Origin of the sequence: Oceanobacillus sp. HCA-5259, from assembly GCF_037892815.1 — a bacterium.
Taxonomy (GTDB): Bacteria; Bacillota; Bacilli; order Bacillales; family Amphibacillaceae; genus Oceanobacillus; species Oceanobacillus indicireducens.
The window spans coordinates 174,791-194,587 of sequence record NZ_JBBKBV010000003.1 but is presented as its reverse complement, the minus strand read 5'-3'; the positions used below and the strand labels follow the sequence as shown (position 1 = coordinate 194,587).

Genomic DNA, 19,797 nt, shown 5'->3' with positions numbered 1-19,797 from the left:
CTCTTCCTTATCCTGATTGCCGGTAAGCGCTCAATCGGTAATATGTATCTTGAGGGAAACAGCGCGTTTTACCAAGCGATGGAATATAACGGGAAGAGCTACTCAGGTACAGGGGATTTATTTGCGTCGGCCATTATGGGAAGTATGATGCGCGGGGAAAACCTGGAAAATGCTGTACAACTTACAGTCAAATTCCTCACCGAAGTGATCCACGATTCTTACATGGAAGATGTCCTCTGAATTTGAAGTGATTAATTTTGAAAAGTATTTGGTGACGTTGGCCTAGAGAAAGCGATCTACCAAGCGTTAACGAGAAAAAGAATCCAGTAGAATGTGGATTCTTTTTTTCCAAAATATAACCTATCGTTTTACTGATTCATAGACTAAGATCCAATCAATAAGAATAAATCACACTCCGATTAAATGCATGTCCTTCCTTAGTCTTTCCTTCAATAATAATGGTAACCGTATAGATACTACCTTTTTTATGCTTATCCAAATTTAGGTTATGCGAGAGTGCGTTCCGTCCAGTTGCTTTCCATTTTTTCTGATTATCCGGGTTTTGTGTTTCCACCATATGGTAGTCCACTACCAAACTATCGAGATTAATTTGTTTGGCATCCGCTTGAAGCTCCACCTGCTGCATGACACCATATCCCTTGTTTGCTTTAATTAGTGGTGTGCTTTCGAAGTCAGCAACAAATAAATAGGCGTTTTCTTCAGCATTAGACTGGACAGCTATGGTCCATGCCCCTGCCTCTGGTGCCGGAATTTCCAAAATATATCCGATTGCATCTTTAAAAATACCCTCTTTCATCGGTACCTCTTTTACTTTCGTGTTCACTACTTTTCCGTACGGGGAAATCAGTTCTACGTCTGTCAATGGTTCTGCTGTTAAAAACTGCAGCGTCAAACTCTTAACATTTTTCTCCACGTTTAGCTCAATCTCAGCCTTGTCAACAATAGGACCTCCATCCACCCAGCGGTTTGTTATGGGAGCAGGCATATTTTTCTGATCACTGATTGGTGATTTGCTCTGGGCTGCTGTCAAATGTTCTCCGCTTAGATAATTTTGGAATACCGGGAATGTAGCTCCGGTACGGATAGAGGTGTGATTCCAGTCGCCTATCAGAAGTTCTTGTCCCCCTGGTAAGTTGCTGCTCGCGGTCGTTACGACCCCATCATTTGGCCCGTAGCTGGACAAGTAGACACCACCAAACCAATTCGCGGAGAAAACCGGCCCCCATCCCGTACCTCCAAGGGTGAAATAATTATGCTGATAGGCTTTGGCATTGGCATCTGTCTGCATACGGAAATCCGCCATATAAGCGGTCTGCATGGAGGCTGTTCCCTCGCCTTGCAGACCAATCAGCGCTGCAAGCCAGCCTGCCCCGCTGCTGTATGCAAGATCAGCAAGCTCGGAACCGTGATGGGGACTGGATAACGTAATTACATTTTCCATGTACGGCCCTGCACCATAATACGTGATTGCCGCATGCGTATCCACTCCACCTTTACTGTACGCAACGACAGTGATTGGCTTCCCGTTAAAATGTAGGGAAATCTCCCTGATTTTTGATGCAAGCAATTCTCCATTATTCCACATATCTGCCGACTCGCCTCCAGCATCATGGAGCTGGACAAAAGCCGTCTGATATCCTGCCTGATAAGCAGTATCATACATATTATTGTCTTCCCAAAAAATTTGAGCAACATTATTTAAACCAGGGACAAAAAGCAAAACAGGGGCATTTTCCATCAAGTTATCTGGAGTTTCTCCTCGGTACCATTCGCCAGGAGTCTCCTCATTTCCATTGCCGCCACTTCCTGCAATCGAATTCGAGACGGAACCATCTATTAAAACTGGGGGTGGGGCTTTCATCTGGGCTTGTGCGGTGATAGAAACAGAACCTTCCACGTACATTCCTATTGCTAAGAGGGTCAGAACACAAACGGACAGGACATGCTTGTACCTTTTCATTTTCCACTCTCCTCGTTCATTTTTATGTAAACGCCTAAATAATTGGCGGTTACAAAGAATAACAGTCCAGTGGCAAAGGGGAATTGTCTTTAAATCTAGTAAAGAGGCTCGAACAGTCAAACTTTATTGTAGAAAAGGTAAATTCCGTTAATTATCAAATAGTATAAAATAGATAGGAACAAAAATACAGTGTCTAAACTACTGGATGAGGCAATTTAGATAGGTAATAGGTAATTCAGATTAGGAAAATTAGAGTTGGTCCGCGGTTTGACACAAAGGAAGGGAACACGCAAATCTATTTGTTAAGAAAAATTGGGTATTCGGATTATCGTGTGGAATTCGTCCTGTTTAGATTTTAATTTATTTCTTACCTTGTATTACACAGCTATTTTTCGACCTGCCAATGCACGCAAAACGGGTCGGCATTTATGTCAATCGCCAACGATATAAATGTGGGGAATGTAATGAAACATTTTTTGAAGATTTACCAGTTATGGATGTCAATCGTTCTGTTACTAATAGACTAATAAATTGGATTCAAGAAACCAGTCTGGAAAAAACATTTACCAGTGTTGCGGAGGGGATTGGCGTTGACGAAAAGACTGTACGAAACATCTTTAATGACTACGTTGCTGAACTTGAAGCGCAAATTGATTTTAGAATTCCTAAATGGCTTGGTATCGATGAAGTTCATTTGCTTAAAAATTATCGTTGTGTAATTACTGATGTTTTTATCTGTGGAAAGTTCCACTAATGTTTCTGCCACAGCTTTATACATTAAATCGTAAAGTAACTTTTGGTTATAATAAATTACTACACTTCAAGTGTCTGTCGGTTGTTATCAAAGATTGATAACGACGACCGACACTTCGTGATCTCGTTTCTACCCTTCATTCTCCCCCATCTTCTTGAAAAACACCATACTTCTCCTTAAATCGGTTCAAAGTCTTGATCCAAATCGTACTGAACAAGAAAAGGAAAAAAACGTTAGATAAAGCGTGGGCTAGATCGAAAAAGAAGCTCTGTGTGTTCAATAAAACAAATGTCTCTAGTGTCAGATCCCCAAACCCACTGAAGAATATCCACATATTCATGACCCAGCCAAATATAAATCCAACGATGAAGCCGTAGATGAGGCGCCAAGCCATGTGTTTCATGAAGAAGGTATTTGCCAGTAAGCCGGCAATGAATCCGGCCATTCCCCAACAAACCATTTGCCACGGGGTCCACGGACCTTGGCCGAGCACCATGTTGGAAATAAGCGCTGCTGAAGCTCCGATGGCTAATCCGCTTTGGGGGCCAAGGGCAATCGCAGAAGCAATGATGACAAAGGTCGTCGGCTGGACACTCGGCAGTGCGGCGAAGGGAACCCGCGATACACCTGCAATCGCTGCTAATACTGCGAGCATGACCATTTCTCTGCTTGTCATACTTTTCCTTGAGAAACGAATAATGGATGGAAGCAGAATCGCGATAATAAATAGAATACTAATTAATAAATAATGCTGAACAATAAATTTTGGAAAAAAGACTAATAGTAAAAAGAAAATTGCTACACCGATGATGGTAACGCCTTTTTCATTTGCCAACTTGCTTTTGCCTCCTCTACTGTAACTACTGTCGGAACTTGGCTATCCTTTGTAATCCGATTGATCATGGTCGTATAATAATCATTGTTTTTGAAAAAGGCAGTCGTATCTTCAGTAACGATTATCTCCCCTTGGAACAGCATACTGCACCTCGTCACATGCTTTGCTGCAAATTCAACGTCATGGGTGACCATCATAATCGTGACACCTGTATGCTTGACTGTTTGAATAATGGAAGCAAACTCCTCTTTGAAAGCTGGGTCCATTCCTTTTGTCGGCTCATCCAGTAATAAAATTTGTGGATTTCCAATCAAAATGCCGACAAGTGCTGCCCGCTGCAATTCACCACCACTTAAATCATATGGATGCCTGTCAAGTAAAGCTTCCATCTGAAATTCCTTAACTAGGGTTTGTACCTCTGTTTCTGATTTCCCGTGTTTCATAGCTAGAGCAGTATATTCTTCCTGTAATGTCTCATGTAAAAAGTAGAGCTTTGGATTCTGTGGTAAATAGCCGATCAGCTTCCGGTCGATTTGTTTTACCTTCTTACCTTTATATCGGATTCTTCCATGTTGGGCCGTAAGTAGGCCAGCGATAATTTTAAGCAGGGTCGATTTTCCAGTGCCGTTTCCGCCTAATATGGCTAACCATTCTGCCTCTTGAACGGTTAAGGATAAATTATTTAATACCGGTTCTGTATGCTTTGAATAGCTATAGTCGATTTCTTTTAACTCAAGCAAAGGCTTTTCCGGCTTTACCTGTTCTTCCTGTTGTGACTGATTCGACGTAATATCCATTCCCTTTAACCATTGCTTGGCTTCCTTTACATGGAAGGGGATGGCAGGCGTTTTTGGGATGCCTGTAAATGCTAAATACAACTGGGAAGCTTCTGGTAAGTAGGCCGTCATGTTTTCAGCTAATAACGAAAGAGCTTTCCGCGGGCTTTCGGAAAATTTAATTTCTCCCTGTTCCAGCACGACAATTCGGTTAGCTAGGGGAAATAATTCATTTAACCGATGTTCGACAATGATGATCGTAATACCCAATTCATCATTTAACTGCTTTAATAAATACATAAAGTTTTTTGCTGCAATCGGATCGAGCTGTGCAGTCGGTTCATCTAGTATTAATATTTTCGGGTCAAGCAAAAGAACGGAAGCGAGGTTGATTTGTTGTTTTTCTCCACCGGATAGCTCGCTCGTGTCTTGCTGCAATAAATGATTAAAGCCAAAATAATGGACGATTTCCGCTGTTTTCTTACGCATTTCATTGGTTGAAAAACCTAGATTCTCCATGCCAAACAGCAATTCGCTCATTACGTCGCTCATGACAATCTGATTCTCCGGGTCTTGAAATACCATCCCGATATCTTTTGCTAATGTGACGGCATCATGTTGCTCGAATGGAATGCCTTGATAGTAAATCTCACCGCTCCGTGTGCCGTGGAGATTCAGCTCCTGCTTCATGAGGCGGATGAGTGTTGATTTTCCGCTCCCGGAAGGCCCGCATAGGACAACAAAATCACCTTCATGAACGGTGAAGTTAATATTTGTTAAAGCTTGCTCGGAGGAGTTCGGATAAGTGAAATTTAAATTTCTCGTTGATAGAAGTTCCATTTGATGACCTCCTTGCCTTCCGTCCAAATCGGTAAACTGATAAGTACAGTCCAACTAAGAAGATAGAACCAGCTGTATCCCTGTAACATGATAGATTCCAATACCGGTGTCAGCGTGAGTATCGTTTTATTGCTCTTCCAACCGATTAGGGTCAGCAGACTAAGTAGAAGAAGAAAAACGAGCACCGCCCAATCCCGAGACTTCCAGAGATAAGCTTCATATTGACTTCTTTTCTGTAAGCCATACCCGCGCGCTGACATGGAATCAGCGGTTTGTACTGCTTCTTCAAGCGAGTAGGTTAATAGAATGTGAATAAATAACATGCCATTTTGTGCTTTCTCCCGTAGTTTCCCATCTTTCATGGAAACACCCTTCATTTCCTGCACGTCCTGAATATCCGCCAATCGTTTGCGAAATAGCGGCATAAAGCGAAGGGCGAGCATAAGAATCAACGCCCATTTCGGAAAGAATTTGGAAAAAAGATAGAGAAACTTATCGGACGTCATGACAATATTAAAGGTTGTGAATAAAGCTAATATCCCTGACAAAGTAAGAGCGATCATGGCACCTTGAATGATCGCTTCCAAGTAAAAGGCCCGTGAAAAGAGTTCAAAGAGCACAATATTCCCTTGCTGGTTAAAAAGAGGTGTGAACACAAAAACGAACAGAGCTAAAAAGATAATCATGTATTTCCATTTATTCAGCTCGACCCCTTTATCAAGGATAAGATTCACAAAAATAATAGAAAGGAGAGCTGCGGTTAAAAAAACCGGATGCTGATTCATCATCAAACCGGCAATAACAATGATGTAGTAGAGCAATAGGACAAATGGGTGAAAGGAACGGAATCCTCTAAGCATGTATCATCCATCCTTTAGTCTTCCAAGTAATTCTTTGTGTATCTCCAGTGCACTTTATACCCGTCAAAAATCTCATAGGCATCAGCACTTCGCGGAATCATAATTCCTTCAACAAAAACATTCCAGCCACTAAGCGGACCTGCATCAAATTCGCCGAGACCACCAATGCTTTTTACATAAGCGCTTGCTCCAGAACCGGTATAATCAACACTAATTCCTTTACTGCTTAATGCACGTAATGTAGCGGCAAGAGCTGTTTCACCGTCCGTGATTTCAACTTCGGTCGGTGCTAGATTTGGTCCGTTTAAGTCACCTGGACTTTCAACCGATACGAATGCTGTCTTTTTTGGAGCAGGTTTTGCTTCTTCTTTCGGTTTTGGGTTGGAGTTAGGTTGTTCATTCTTAGGCTGACTAGGTGTATTAGTATTTTTGCTATCGCTCGATTTAGATGTACCCGTATTTGCAGACTGCTTATTGGAGTTTCCGGCTGAATGGTTGGTATAATCCTTTTGTTGATTGGTATTAGGTGTTGACTCATTTGAATTAGTAGATTCATTCGTTGATTGGTTTGCGTCCGTCTTCGTTGTTGTCGATTCGTTGTCCGTATCCTCGGATGCATCCGCAACTGTACTTTCTTTCTCTTCTTTCTTGGTATTTTCCTCTGATGCTTCACTCTCCTCTGCATCTTCATCATCAGCTTTTTCAGTGTTAGAACGAACTTTGATTAATTCTTTCGTTTCCATAGAGACTGCCGATGTTGGAATAACTGATATCTTTTCCACTTGGATGGCTGCTTGTTGGCCACCACATGCTACAAGTAGAATCATAGAAAAGGTGATAAGGGCTAAACGGAATACCTGCTTCATAACAAACATCCTTTCTTTAAAAGGGTAGAATAATCCACTGGTAGTCAGCGGATTATCCATAGAGTGAAACTTCAATCAGTGGGGGTTTTTCTTCATCCTCATTGATTGTTAGTTGAACGAATCGGAGTGCTAGCGTCCGTTATCTCCCGCCTAAACTTTCACGAAGACCCTAAAGTTTTGAGGTGGGAGTTTTACGGACGGTTACACCGGGATAAATATTACTCTGTAACTTTATTTCTGCGCTTAATATACAATAGAGCACCGGCTGCGATTAGGATGAATCCTAATGCTAAGAGATTAAACATATTTGTTGCTGTCATTGGCAGTTTCTTACCTTTTTTATCTTTGTCATTATCTACCAGTGGCGGGGTTGCTCCGTCTTTATCATCGTCGGCAGGATCTTTTTGTCCTGTATCATGTTTAAATACTCCAAATGTGCTAAGGTGATCGGTTGTTAGGGTGACAAATCCGGCTGTTGCATCATAAGTGCTGCCAGATAAAACGTCCCAGCTTTCCGTTTCTTCATTGAAATGGAATGCTTTTATTTGGTTAGCATCGAGCCCTTGCACTGCGTCTGCGTCAACTGCCAAGCCAATGATAATATCATGATTAAACTCGGAAACAATCGTTCCATCCACGGTTAAGGTAAAGTCATAGACAGCACCGATTGCTTCTTTAACACTTTGTTCAGCGAGATTGACTTCAATTGTTTCACCAAGTTCACGTAATTGTTTCACTACAGGAACAGGAATCGTGATGATCGTATCTCCGTTATTAATAACGAGCGGCTTGTCTGCCTGAACAAGGTAGTCGGCAGCTTCAGCTTCTACCGCAACTGTAAAATTAGCTAATTTGTCTGCATGATGGGGTGTTACTACGACAGCATGTTCAGTTTCATATTGGTGCAGGTTGTCTTTTGTTATGATAACTTTATTCGGATCGTCAGATGGATTGTTTTTGTCATTGTCCCCATCGTTATCACCGTCATCCTTGTCATCGCCAGGCTCTTTCGGATCTTCCTTCTTATCAAACTTAAACACTGGACCAGTACCATTCTTGAATTGATCATAAGCAACTAATGCTAATGCCCCTTGGTTGATTGCGAAAACACTTGAAACATCATCTTCCGGTAAATGTTTAAAGCTGCCATCTTCCATTTGGAAGCTGATAAGGTGTTCTAGTAAGTTTCCGCCAGATTTTGTAAAGGCATCGCTTGTTGCGTCAACTCCGACAGCGGATAGGCCGATAATGACCATTGCAGCGGATTCCGCTGAATACCCGCCATTAAACTCTTCATCGTATCCGCCTTTATCCCCTTGTTGTTTGCTCATAGCTTTAACTGCTCGGTCAAGTGCAGCCTTCACGTCCGCATCATCCGCATAAGCGCTTAAAGCAAGCAGGCCCATCCCAGTAATATCCGGGCTTGGTCTTTCACCAAAGAAGGACCAGCCGCCTGCATCCAGCTCCATCTCAAGGAATGCTTCAATGATGCTGTCCCGTGTCCAGTCTGTACCTTCTGGGATCGGATAATTGAAACTATCAATTGCGAGCAAGCTATAAACGAGTTGGTTACTTAATGGCATTTTTTCATTCAGTAACATCTCAATCAAGTTGATGCCGTTTATATCTGTTGCATCATACCCGGCAGAAGTTAAGATAATAATGTTTTTTGCAATTTCTGTAGCATTCCCTGAGTAATCATCATTGATGGAAGCGGCTACTTCTTCGGCCATGTCATTTGAAACATCAGCACCAGCAGAGTGAAGGGCGGAGAATCCGTACCAGTCCATTTCAGCTGGATTGGACGAGAGATAATTGATTACAGCTTGGAGGGCTTCTGTATAATCTTTATCCGCAACTACCTGTTCTTTATCTTTTTTCTTATCTTTTTCATTTACAGGTGGCTCTTCTGATTTCTCATCTTCTTCATCAGCCGGTTCTTCCGGTTCACACGAGTCATCGACGACAAGTTCAAGCGTGTCGCCATCTTTAACCGTATGACCGAGTAACCCAACTTGCATCATGTCGCCATTCATATAGGTCGACCAGTATTCACAATCTCTTTCTAATGGTTCACCTAAGTAATTCACAAATGTTAAGTATTCGGAATCAACGCTCACATCTACTTTTACATTTTGATTTGCAGCAGCTTTAATTAGAGCGTCATAGGCAGTCGTGTATTGTGGCATGGATACAGTAGTCTCTGTAATAACTGTCTCCCCATTTGCATCTACTGCAGAAACCGCAACATCAAATACTTGAGGTTCGGCTGCAAGGTCTGTAAGAATAAATTGAATATTATCCCCGTTCGTTACTTCAGTTGAACTTGCTCCCATGTCTTGGAATAGACCATTCACATAAAAGGACCAGAAGTTCGATTCGGGATCAGCAGCTACTCCGCCAATACCCGTAATCATCTCGCCAAAGTCATAGCTGTCCCATTCGAGTTGATCATCTACTTCTCTAATCACATCAAAGGCAGTATCCCCATTTGAAATTTCCACTGCTATAGTGTCTAATACTGCAGAACCATCTTCATCAACAGCGGAGATGGTGACAGCATTCTCCAAGTTTGCTGCATTTACGGTTTGCAGGCCGAATAATCCAGATTGCGAGAGAAATAGAATGGCAGTCATCACCACGATAAACAGTTGCTGTAATCTACTATTTCGAACCATTTGTATACCCCCATCTTACGTATTTTTACCAATAAAAAAACATCTCTACCTTTAGAGATGTATAACAAAGCAAGCGTTATCAATCATGGATCAATCCATAATACATAACTACTATCAGCCACACCTCCTATCCTCGTAGGTTTATAAATTGGCGCTAAAATAGGCAGGTCTCCTGGCTTATGTTCATCGCTCTCCATTGCCTTCCCATAATAAAACAGTGGCTTATGAATGAAGAACTCGCATTTACAGTGGCGGGACCGCGCCGGATTTTCACCGACTTCCCTTTTCATGATTTTAAAATAAAAATCAACCTATTTTTTCGCATATTTAGTTGTTGAAAGGGGAGAAAAAGTTTCTCCAGATACTATGTATTAACTATGACTTAAGTATAGCAAAAATTATGAGTTTGTCTATGGGGGGAAAGAAAAGGACTTTCTTCATTAACAATTCAACTAGCTGCCGATATAAATAATGTGCCCACGCAATAGCTGCTCAATTTGATAAGGATAAAGGTTAGTGAATCCATAGTTAACTAATATTATCAATCAAATGTTTGTTTTAACAAATTCTCATTTATATAGTGCTAGATTCAGGATTTGTTACAGTTTCAATTTCATGCCTTCATGTGTTGCTCTAAATCCTAATTGTTCATAGAATCGCCGTGCCTCTGTTCTTTTTTTATCAGTCGTAAGCTGGATCAAATGACAGCCGCGTTCTTTTGCTCGTTCGATTGCCCATTGAATTAGCAGCTTGCCCACACCTTGTCCACGTGCGGAAGCAGATATCCTGACACCTTCAATCGTTGCACGCCAGCCTCCTTGGTAAGTGATGGAAGGCGTAAAGGTGATTTGCTGCACTCCGATGATCTCCTTGCCAATACACGCTACAATCAATTCATTATTTGGATCTGAATCAATTGCAAAAAAGGCTTCTCGATAACGATTTGGGAGAGGTTTTTCGTACTTCTCCCGAGAAGCACCAAGTACATCATCCGCAAGCAAGGCGACGATACGTTCCAAATCCTCTACGGTTGCTTTCCTAAAACTAATGTCAGATTCCATTCTCATTTCCCCCCAGTTTATTGAGAAATTCCTATATAATCATTTATTTTCACTATAAGTATATACAAATAGCCTAATTACTCAACTTTAAAGATTGAAAAATTGGCCTTTCATCACTATTCATGAGTTTCGTATCTGGGATAAATTCATCGATGTATTCATCATCCCCGTTTTTTAATTGGTAATCCATCGGAATCTCTTTTACATTTTTTAAAAAAGAGGGATTTTCAAATACTAATTGAAAACTTAACCTGACTTTATTGGCATCTGAAAAGTGCTTATCTAGCGTTATCCTAATTTCATGCACTTATCAGAATCAGGGGCTTTTTTTATTATAAAAATACTGCTCATCATATTTTTTACCTATACTATTAGAGTGTGATAATATTAGCATTGGTTAACGGTTAAAGGAGCGAGGGCGATAACATGTCAGCAAATAAAGATGAAATCATATTACGAGGATTAAAAGAAAATAACTTGAAAAATATAGATTTGAATCTGCCAAAAGAGAAGATCATCGTTTTCACAGGCCTTTCCGGTTCAGGAAAAAGCTCAGTCGTCTTTGATACATTAGCTACCGAGAGCAGAAGACAGATGACATTGAATTATCCTCACTATGTCCGGAATCAAATGCCGAAGTTTGAGCGTCCCCAAGCTGATCTTATGCAGAATTTAAGCCCGGTTGTTGTCGTGGAACAGCGGCAATCAGGAGGAAATTCACGTTCAACGGTCGGCACGTATATGGATATCCATCCATTGATTCGCTTATTGTTCTCTAGGATTGGTGAGCCAGCAATTGGCTCTGCGACAGACTTTTCTAGTCAAAGTGCGTTCGGCGGTTGTCCGGAATGTAGCGGCTTCGGCGAGGTCATTGCACCAGATTTGAGAAAAATTGTGGATGAAGAGAAGTCACTCCGGGAATACACAGTAAAATTTAAACCTTTATCTCCTTCTGGCTGGCAAGGTAGATGGATGATGACATGCGGTTTATTTGATCCGGATAAACCAATCAAAGATTACCCGGAAGACAAGCGTCGACTGTTATTATATGGCCCGCCAGAGGGGGAGAAAGTGAATGCACCCTTTCATACAAAACATGGACCACAACCCCATGATTGGGACGGAATCCTGCCCCGTTTTACACGGCTTTACATTAACAGGGATATTTCCAAATTGAAAGGAATCACCCAAGATGATGTCCTCGCGATGTCGACACGTTCCCTCTGTCCAACCTGCCAAGGGTCAGGACTGAATCCAAAAGTGTTGGAAAGCCGTATCAATGGCTTAAATATCGCGGAGTATGACCACTTGGAACTGACAGACGTTCTAAAAGAATTACAGAAAATAACCGACCCGCTCGGAGAATCAATCGCCCAGCAGGCTATTCCCCATGTGACCCAACTTGTTGAAATGGGGCTAGGCTATTTGAGTCTATCAAGAAAAATGGGCACATTGTCTGGTGGTGAAGCGCAAAGGGTAAAAATCGCCCGGCATTTAGGAAGCAGTCTCAACAATATTACATATATTTTCGATGAGCCGAGCGCAGGGCTTCATCCGGAAGAAGTGGAAATGTTGCTTAACATGTTGCACCATATTAAAGCCCAGCATAATTCCGTTATCGTGATCGAACATGATGTATCGGTGATCAAGGCAGCAGATGAAATTATTGAGATGGGACCAGGAGCTGGGATCCATGGTGGAAAAATCATTTACCAGGGCAAGTTGGAAGGGTTGGAAAATTCAGGAGCAGCAACAAGTTTAAATGAAAAAATAAAAATCAATCAAAATCCCAGGAAGCAAAATGAATTTTTCACCATAAACAAAGCGACGAACAATAATTTGAAAAATATAAGCGTAAGCCTTCCGAAGTATACGTTAGTCTCCGTCTGTGGTGTCTCCGGTTCTGGTAAAAGTTCTCTTTTGACGGAAGCATTTACAGAACAGTACCCTGAAACAATTACGGTTGGGCAAGGAAGTATCGGCATTTCTAACCGTTCAACCTTAGCAACCTACATGGGGATCATGGATGATATCCGTGCCATATTTGCGAAAGAAACGGGGCAGCCAGCAGGATTGTTTAGTTTCAACTCGTTAGGTGCCTGTCCCGTTTGTAAAGGCAAAGGGGCTGTCATGCCTGACGTGGCATTCGCGGATCCAGTAACGATTTCTTGTGAAGCGTGTGGCGGGACGAGGTATTCAGATGAAGCTTTATCTTACCGCTACCAAGGTAACAATATCGTGGAAATATTAGAGCTAACGATAGACGAGGCGCTCGACTTTTTTAGAATGCCGAAAATCATCAAGCGCGTGAATACGTTAAAAGATGTCGGGTTAGGGTATCTAACCTTAGGACAGACGACAAGTTCACTAAGCGGAGGCGAAGTCCAGCGATTGAAACTGGCAAGCCATTTACAAAAAGAGGGGCAAATTTATTTATTGGATGAACCTTCTTTAGGACTTCATACGAAAGATAATAATAAACTTCTTGATGTATTCCAGAAGCTTGTGAACAGAGGGAATTCTGTTATCATCATTGAACACAATCTAGACTTTATCGCGGCAAGTGATTGGGTAATTGAGATGGGTCCAGGCGGAGGAAAAGAAGGCGGTCAGATTATATTTGAAGGAACACCGGAAGCAATGTTGAAAGCTCGGACTGTGACAGCGAAATGGTTGCGGGCTGGTATTGGAGAAAGATGAATAAAAAGTGGTGTTCATGGGAAAGTGATGAATATCACTTTTTATTTCACTTTACCTACTTCGGATAAAGAATTGATAAACGAACAAAATAGAATCAAACATCTAACTGTGGAAAGAGGAAATTAAATGAGTACAGCCGCGAAGCAACAAAGAATTACAAAAATAAAAAAGATATTACGGGCATTGGCAGTTGTTATTGGAGCTTTTATCACAGCATATGGACTAGAGTCGGTACTCATCCCTAACAACGTGTCTGACGGAGGAGTGACAGGTTTAAGTATCGTTGCTTCTCAATTATTCGGTTTGCCTCTAGGCATTTTACTTGCTGTATTGAATATCCCATTCATTTACTTAGGATATAAACAAATAGGAAAAAGCTTTGCCATTTATTCTGTTCTTGGCATCGCCTCTCTCGCATACGGGACAAGCATTATGCACCATATACCAATTATTGTTCAAGGGGATACATTATTAATAACCGTTGTAGGTGGTATTATCATCGGTTTCGGTATCGGCCTGGCATTACGAAATGGTGGAGCACTAGATGGGATTGATATGTTAGCAGTATTACTTTCCCGGAAATTACCATTTGGCACAAGTGACCTTATCTTATTTTTAAATTTATTTGTATTTGTGATTGTTTCTTTCGTTTTTGGTTTACAAGGGGCTTTCTTATCAGCAATTGCATATTACATTGCATCTAGAGTAATTCCCATTGTTGAAGAAGGCTTAAGCGGTTCTAAAACATATAAAATCATCACGAGTCAACCAGACATAATGGCGGAAACGATCCGTGACCGTTTAGGTCGGATGGCAACTTATAATCTCGTTGAAGGCAGTTATACAAATGGAAAATTCAAAGAAATCACTTGTATTATTAATCGCTTAGAGGATAGTAAAATGAAGGAAATCATTTCTGAAATTGACGAAAATGCTTTTGTCGTTGTGTATGATGTAGCAGAAGTGAAAGGTGGGACATTTAAGAAAAAAGATATTCATTAGTAAAGGAAAGGTATTGCAGCAGGAGCAGTTGTTACGAAGGATGTTGCGGCAAATGCGGTGGTTGCAGGAGTTCCGGCAAAATTTATAAAGGAAGTTGAAGGAGTAAAACAGGAGTGAACTACCACTCCTGTTTTTAACATCTTTAATTCGGGTTATTTCTAACAATCCTGCTATAATATAAATATATTCATCTATAGTGCATTCTAGAAAGAAAGGAATTTTTATATGATTAATAACCTGGAAGCCTTAAAAAAGGTTAGAAGTGAATTAACCCGATTTATGATGACTTACCAGTTCGGCTTGTCCGAAATGAATACGAAATTGACCATCCTCCAGGAGGAATTCCAACATATCCACGACTACAATCCGATTGAACATATTAAAACACGTATTAAATCTCCTGAGAGTATCATGAAGAAGATGTATCGGAAGAATATTCCTATATCAACGGAATCGATAAAGCATAATATTATGGATATCGCTGGAATCCGTGTTGTCTGTTCCTTCATTTCCGATATTTATCGGATCAGTGAAATGATAGAAAATCAAAAAGACGTTACAGTCATTGAAAAGAAGGATTATATTAAGAACGCGAAACCAAACGGTTATAAAAGCCTACATTTAATTGTCTCGGTGCCTGTATTCATGTCTGACCGGATTGAAGATGTCTATGTAGAAATTCAAATCCGGACTGTCGCCATGGATTTCTGGGCAAGCTTGGAACATAAGATATACTATAAATATGATAGTCTCGTTCCAGAACGGTTAACGAAAGAACTGACGGAAGCAGCTATGGTAGCTAATGACTTGGATGAAAAGATGGAGCAACTGCATAACGAAGTCAGTCATATTAAAGATCAGAACAGTCGAGAGCAGGACCTCAATTTTTTAGATTTGAATGAGGATAGATTATATTTGCCGATAAATTTTTTACGGGATTTCATTAGGGATGCCGAAGAGGAGAAATAGGTAATTTTTAAGGGTGCGTGGAGGGATAATTGCCTGGGTGCGAAGGTTTAGGTTTTTGTCGTTCAAAGGATGAGGAAGGATGAGACGCTACTCCTAAACATCTGAAATCCAGTCATCTTCGAGCTTTCGGTTAATTAAAAGGTCTTTAACCGCTCGAAAGAATACCAACTTGGATTTTTCGTTCGATTAAAAGGTCTCTAATCGCTTGAAAGTGTATCATCTCCATAAATTAGGTCGATTAAAGAGCTTCTAAATGCCCGAGGACGTACCGGCCTAAGCATCTTCAGGCGATTAGAGTGCATCTAATCCATCGAAGCCCAGTGCCGTCCCATTTTTCAGATGATTAGAGACATACTTATAGACACTCAAGCACGATCTCTGAATCAAAGAGGAAAAGAGGTAGATAGAATGAAGCTAGTAGGAGTTTCGGGCGCGCTCGCAGGCGGGAAAACAGCAGTTGCGGTTGAAGCAGTGTTAGCTGCTGCCCGAGTGCATGACCCGACGATCAAAACGGAATTAATTGATTTACGGGAATATGACATTGAATTCGCAGCGGGTCTTCCTTTATCTGCATACAATGAAGATACATGGAATGTGGTGAAAAAGATTCAAGCTGCAGATTTTCTCGTGTTTGGTACACCGATCTATCAGGCATCCCTTTCCGGTGCGCTAAAGAATTTGCTCGATCACTTGCCTGAATATGCGTTTCGTAATAAAGTGACCGGGATGGTTGCGACCGGTTGGACGAATCGGCATTTTCTTGTTTTAGAATATCATTTAGGCTCGATACTTTCTTATTTCAAAGGACTGATTCCAACTGGGAACGTGTTTATTCATAATGAAGCTTATGATATTGAGAGTGATGAACTAATCGATGATCGGATTTACGAACGAATTGGGCAGCTTGCGGAAGAGATGATTTATTTGCAGCGAGGGATTATGAATAGATAAGTATTCAAATGATCAGAGCAGTTTAAGTCATTTTTATAGGAGTCAATGATGTATTTAGGGATTGATAGCGAAGAAACATTCATCAAACGTACTTTAATGGGTGCGATGGAGAAATTTCTGAAATGGGAAAGCGGTAGAAGTTTTGATTCATATTGAACACAGGTTGCGGCGCTTGCTCTAAAACTCGAACTGAAAAAATAGCAAATGACGGTAAAATTATTAATAAATGAAGTTATCGGTCTAAAAGAGCCTACAGGTACTTTAAAAGAAGAAATCTCTGATATAAAAATTGATTTACATGAATAAATTTCTAATAAGAATCTAGACTTCATGTTCTCAGGCTGTCAAGAAATCTTGACAGCGTATTTTATATCAAATAGATGGTAATGACTGTCATCTATTTAGATAAGGATAATTGTATAGGCTTTTATTATCATTTTTTAATCTCTGCTATGAACGATAATTTCCAAAAGAATAAAAAATTCATGTATAGAGTCATTATTAATAAATATATGGCCTACTATTTCATATTCAGAAGATCGGGGAACTCCTTTTTAGTTTCTAAAAGACTATCATCTCTGCATCTCCCCGTAAATCTAATCTCCTCTGCTTTTTCAAGGCTATTAGAAAGAAAGGATATATGATGAAAAATCTATCTTTATTATCTGTGATAAAGTCTAAGTATTTCAATGTTTCCCCCATTTATAGTTGCTTATTTAGGTCATTATTCGCTATCATATAGGAAATACCACAAGACAGAATTTTGCTAGGGGGGTGCTTATGAAGATTGGATTTATTGGAGCAGGGAAAGTAGGAGTCTCCCTCGGAAAGTACTTAACTGAGCACAAAGTAAAAGTGACAGGATATTACAGCAGAACCCTCAAGTCATCGATAGAAGCAGCTGAATTTACAAATACTAGAGTCTATGAAGATGTTAGATTTTTAGTCGAAAATAGTGATGCTATTTTTATAACTGTACCAGATGGCGCTATATCTAAGGTATGGGACGAATTGAAAGTGCTTCCAATAAAAGATAAGATCATTAGTCATTTTAGTGGTTCTTTAAGTTCGGAGGTTTTTTCGGATAGTAGTCGTTACAGTGCATTCGGTTATTCGATCCATCCCCTTTTTGCAATTAATGATAAGTATCATTCTTATAAAGAGCTGTCGAAAGCAGTTTTTACCATCGAGGGGCATGAGAAGTACTTGAACGATCTGACTGGTTTAGTTGAAAGCTTCGGGAACGAGGTAAGCGTGATTCAAGCTGCGGACAAAACTCGGTACCACGCATCTGCAGCTATGGTCAGTAATCTTTATGTCGGTCTCGTAGCCTTAGGTGAGAAAATGCTTGTTGACTGTGGTTTTACACCAGACAAAGCGCACCGGGCACTCGCACCACTTATTCAAGGAAATACGGAAAATATTCTTTCCTACGGGACAACGGATGCACTGACAGGACCGATTGAGAGAAATGATCTTGGTACCATTTTAAATCATTTGCAAGTCTTACATCCACAGGAAAAGGAAGTTTATAAAGCTCTATCAGGATTGGCTCTAGAGGTAGCGGAGGAGAAACATAAAGACAGGGACTATAAAAAAATCAAAGGGGTTATCAAAGAATGAAAAATACAGTGACGTCATTTCAGCAACAAAAAAATGCAGGCGATAAAATTACGATGCTTACGTGCTACGACTATTCGATGGCAAAGTTGATGGATCAAGCTGAAATTAATATGTTATTGGTTGGGGATTCGCTTGGACAAGTTATGCTTGGATATGAAAATACACTGCCTGTTACAATAGATGATATGATTCACCATACAAGGGCTGTTGCTAGAGGAGCAAGCAAGGCTTTTGTTTTAGCAGATTTACCATTCATGTCTTATCAAATTTCCGTTCAGGATGCTGTATTGAATGCAGGCAGATTAATAAAAGAAGGCAGGGCGCATGGTGTAAAATTGGAAGGCGGTACAAAGGTTTGCCCACAGATTAAAGCCATTGTAGAAGCATCCATTCCAGTTTGCGGGCATATCGGTCTAACCCCACAATCTGTTAATGAATTTGGCGGATTTAAGGTGCAAGGGAAAACCGAGGCTGCTGCTAGACAGTTAATCGCGGATGCTAAAGCAGTAGAGGCGGCGGGAGCATTTATGATCGTGTTAGAAGGCGTGCCTGCAAAACTAGCAGAAATCGTCACCAAGGAAATAAATATTCCAACAATCGGAATAGGCGCGGGCCCGGGGTGCGACGGACAAGTGCTTGTATATCAAGATATGCTGGCAATCTTTTCGGATTTCACGCCAAAGTTTGTCAAACAGTTTGCACAAGTAGGGGAAATCATGCAACAAGCATTCCGGGATTATATAACCGAAGTCAAAGAAGGATCGTTTCCTGCTAAAGAGCATACCTATACTGTTTCCGATGAGGTCATTGATAAATTATATTAAGGAAGAAAATTAAAGGAGTTAAGTATAATGCAGATTGTATCAACCATTAAGGATGTTAAAGCTGTTGTGAAAAAGTGGAAAGAAGAAGGGCATACAATTGGCTTTGTACCGACGATGGGATTTTTGCACGAGGGACATGGAAGTCTTATTACTGCTGCAAGAGAAGCAAATGAAAAGGTTGTAGTTAGTATTTTCGTAAATCCAATGCAGTTTGGGCCAAATGAGGATTTTGATAGTTATCCCCATGACTTGGAGAGAGATAGTAAGATTTGTGAAAATCTAGGAGTGGACCTTATTTTCCACCCAACACCAGAAGAGATGTATCCGCAAGATTTTTTTACGTATGTTGATATGTCTGTACTAACCGAAGAACTCTGTGGATTAAACCGTGAAGGTCATTTTCGCGGGGTATGTACGGTTGTCAACAAGTTATTTAATATTACACAGCCAGACCGTGCTTATTTCGGAGAGAAGGATGCACAACAATTGGCCATCATCAAACAAATGGTAAAGGATTTATGTATGAATGTTGAGGTCATTGATTGTCCGACTGTTCGTGAAGAAGATGGTTTGGCGAAGAGTTCTCGTAATACATATCTTTCTCCTGAAGATAGAGGGGCAGCATTGATTGTAAGTGATACTATTTCCCTTGGCGAAAGCTTGGTAAAAGAAGGGGAAACAAATGCAGAGAAATTGATTGCTGCAATGGAAACGCATCTCAAAACAGAACCAAAGGCTAAAATTGAATATGTGAAGGTAGTTGATGGGGAGACGCTGCAGCCAATTTCAACTATTAGACCGGGAGTTTTAGTTGCTATAGCGGTGCATATTGGAAAAACAAGACTGATTGATAATTTTAGTGTTCGTAAGTTATAGACTTAAATTGAAAATGTACAATAAAAGAAAGGACATAACGTATAGATGATTAATCGTTATGCCCTTTTTTAACCAGCTCAACAGTTAATTAATACGTAAATCGAGAGTAACGGGACTGCGAACCCCAAGGAGAAAGCTGCACGTACGCTGAATAAAAGTAATTACGAATTTACTTTTTTATTTCCAGGTGTGTTGAGTTAA

The 19,797-nt window shown here is 40.6% G+C and carries 16 protein-coding genes and 1 riboswitch; of the genes, 9 read left to right on the top strand and 7 right to left on the bottom strand.

Features of this window, described 5'->3' with window-relative positions:
- Positions 1-240: bifunctional hydroxymethylpyrimidine kinase/phosphomethylpyrimidine kinase (locus WKU33_RS03420; RefSeq protein ID WP_340453218.1), on the top strand; the 240-nt coding region annotated here is incomplete at its 5' end.
- Positions 241-394: 154 nt separating this feature from the next.
- On the opposite strand, the gene WKU33_RS03415 is transcribed toward WKU33_RS03420, so the two are convergent.
- On the bottom strand, positions 395-1,981 hold the full coding sequence (locus tag WKU33_RS03415) for an esterase/lipase family protein (RefSeq protein ID WP_340453216.1): 1,587 nt from the start codon (positions 1,979-1,981) through the stop codon (positions 395-397).
- 403 nt (positions 1,982-2,384) lie between these two features.
- Here WKU33_RS03415 and WKU33_RS03410 point away from each other — a divergent pair, with 403 nt between their 5' ends.
- Positions 2,385-2,735, top strand: a complete 351-nt coding sequence (locus tag WKU33_RS03410; protein ID WP_340453213.1) for a helix-turn-helix domain-containing protein — start codon at positions 2,385-2,387, stop codon at positions 2,733-2,735.
- Between the two features lie 136 nt (positions 2,736-2,871).
- On the opposite strand, the gene WKU33_RS03405 is transcribed toward WKU33_RS03410, so the two are convergent.
- The 6 genes from WKU33_RS03405 to WKU33_RS03380 all read right to left on the bottom strand — a co-directional run bounded on the left by WKU33_RS03405 (position 2,872) and on the right by WKU33_RS03380 (position 10,651).
- A complete protein-coding gene (locus tag WKU33_RS03405) occupies positions 2,872-3,570 on the bottom strand; it encodes an ECF transporter S component (RefSeq protein ID WP_445321677.1) in 699 nt (232 codons plus the stop codon).
- On the bottom strand, positions 3,534-5,186 hold the full coding sequence (locus WKU33_RS03400) for an ABC transporter ATP-binding protein (RefSeq protein WP_340453212.1): 1,653 nt from the start codon (positions 5,184-5,186) through the stop codon (positions 3,534-3,536). The genes WKU33_RS03405 and WKU33_RS03400 overlap by 37 nt, the downstream gene beginning before the upstream one ends.
- Positions 5,159-6,046 (bottom strand): energy-coupling factor transporter transmembrane component T, encoded by an 888-nt coding sequence (locus WKU33_RS03395; protein WP_340453210.1) that lies wholly within the window; start codon positions 6,044-6,046, stop codon positions 5,159-5,161. Before WKU33_RS03395 ends, WKU33_RS03400 begins: the two co-directional genes overlap by 28 nt.
- A 14-nt stretch (positions 6,047-6,060) precedes the next feature.
- Positions 6,061-6,912, bottom strand: coding sequence for a DUF4430 domain-containing protein (locus tag WKU33_RS03390; protein WP_340453208.1), 852 nt, complete (start codon positions 6,910-6,912; stop codon positions 6,061-6,063).
- A 218-nt stretch (positions 6,913-7,130) separates the two neighbouring features.
- Positions 7,131-9,590, bottom strand: a complete 2,460-nt coding sequence (locus WKU33_RS03385; protein ID WP_340453206.1) for a DUF4430 domain-containing protein — start codon at positions 9,588-9,590, stop codon at positions 7,131-7,133.
- Positions 9,591-9,735: 145 nt separating this feature from the next.
- Positions 9,736-9,920: riboswitch (cobalamin riboswitch) on the bottom strand.
- A gap of 269 nt (positions 9,921-10,189) precedes the next feature.
- The gene (locus WKU33_RS03380) at positions 10,190-10,651 is read right to left on the bottom strand and encodes a GNAT family N-acetyltransferase (RefSeq protein ID WP_156856542.1); all 462 of its coding nucleotides are present in this window, start codon (positions 10,649-10,651) and stop codon (positions 10,190-10,192) included.
- Between the two features lie 426 nt (positions 10,652-11,077).
- Between WKU33_RS03380 and WKU33_RS03375 the strand changes: the two genes are divergently transcribed.
- The 7 genes from WKU33_RS03375 to panC all read left to right on the top strand — a co-directional run bounded on the left by WKU33_RS03375 (position 11,078) and on the right by panC (position 19,596).
- The gene (locus tag WKU33_RS03375; RefSeq protein ID WP_340453204.1) at positions 11,078-13,351 is read left to right on the top strand and encodes an ATP-binding cassette domain-containing protein; all 2,274 of its coding nucleotides are present in this window, start codon (positions 11,078-11,080) and stop codon (positions 13,349-13,351) included.
- A 126-nt stretch (positions 13,352-13,477) separates the two neighbouring features.
- Positions 13,478-14,353: a YitT family protein gene (locus tag WKU33_RS03370; RefSeq protein ID WP_156856540.1), complete on the top strand. Its 876-nt coding sequence runs from the start codon at positions 13,478-13,480 to the stop codon at positions 14,351-14,353.
- A gap of 225 nt (positions 14,354-14,578) precedes the next feature.
- Entirely contained in the window at positions 14,579-15,322 is a 744-nt protein-coding gene (locus tag WKU33_RS03360) for a GTP pyrophosphokinase (protein ID WP_156856539.1), read from the top strand.
- A gap of 408 nt (positions 15,323-15,730) precedes the next feature.
- Positions 15,731-16,273, top strand: coding sequence for an NADPH-dependent FMN reductase (locus WKU33_RS03355; RefSeq protein ID WP_156856538.1), 543 nt, complete (start codon positions 15,731-15,733; stop codon positions 16,271-16,273).
- Positions 16,274-17,053: 780 nt separating this feature from the next.
- Positions 17,054-17,896, top strand: coding sequence for a Rossmann-like and DUF2520 domain-containing protein (locus tag WKU33_RS03350; protein WP_156856537.1), 843 nt, complete (start codon positions 17,054-17,056; stop codon positions 17,894-17,896).
- Positions 17,893-18,720: a 3-methyl-2-oxobutanoate hydroxymethyltransferase gene (panB, locus tag WKU33_RS03345; protein WP_188857914.1), complete on the top strand. Its 828-nt coding sequence runs from the start codon at positions 17,893-17,895 to the stop codon at positions 18,718-18,720. The genes WKU33_RS03350 and panB overlap by 4 nt, the downstream gene beginning before the upstream one ends.
- Before the next feature lie 27 nt (positions 18,721-18,747).
- On the top strand, positions 18,748-19,596 hold the full coding sequence (gene panC, locus WKU33_RS03340; RefSeq protein ID WP_156856535.1) for a pantoate--beta-alanine ligase: 849 nt from the start codon (positions 18,748-18,750) through the stop codon (positions 19,594-19,596).
- The last annotated feature ends 201 nt before the right edge of the window (positions 19,597-19,797 follow it).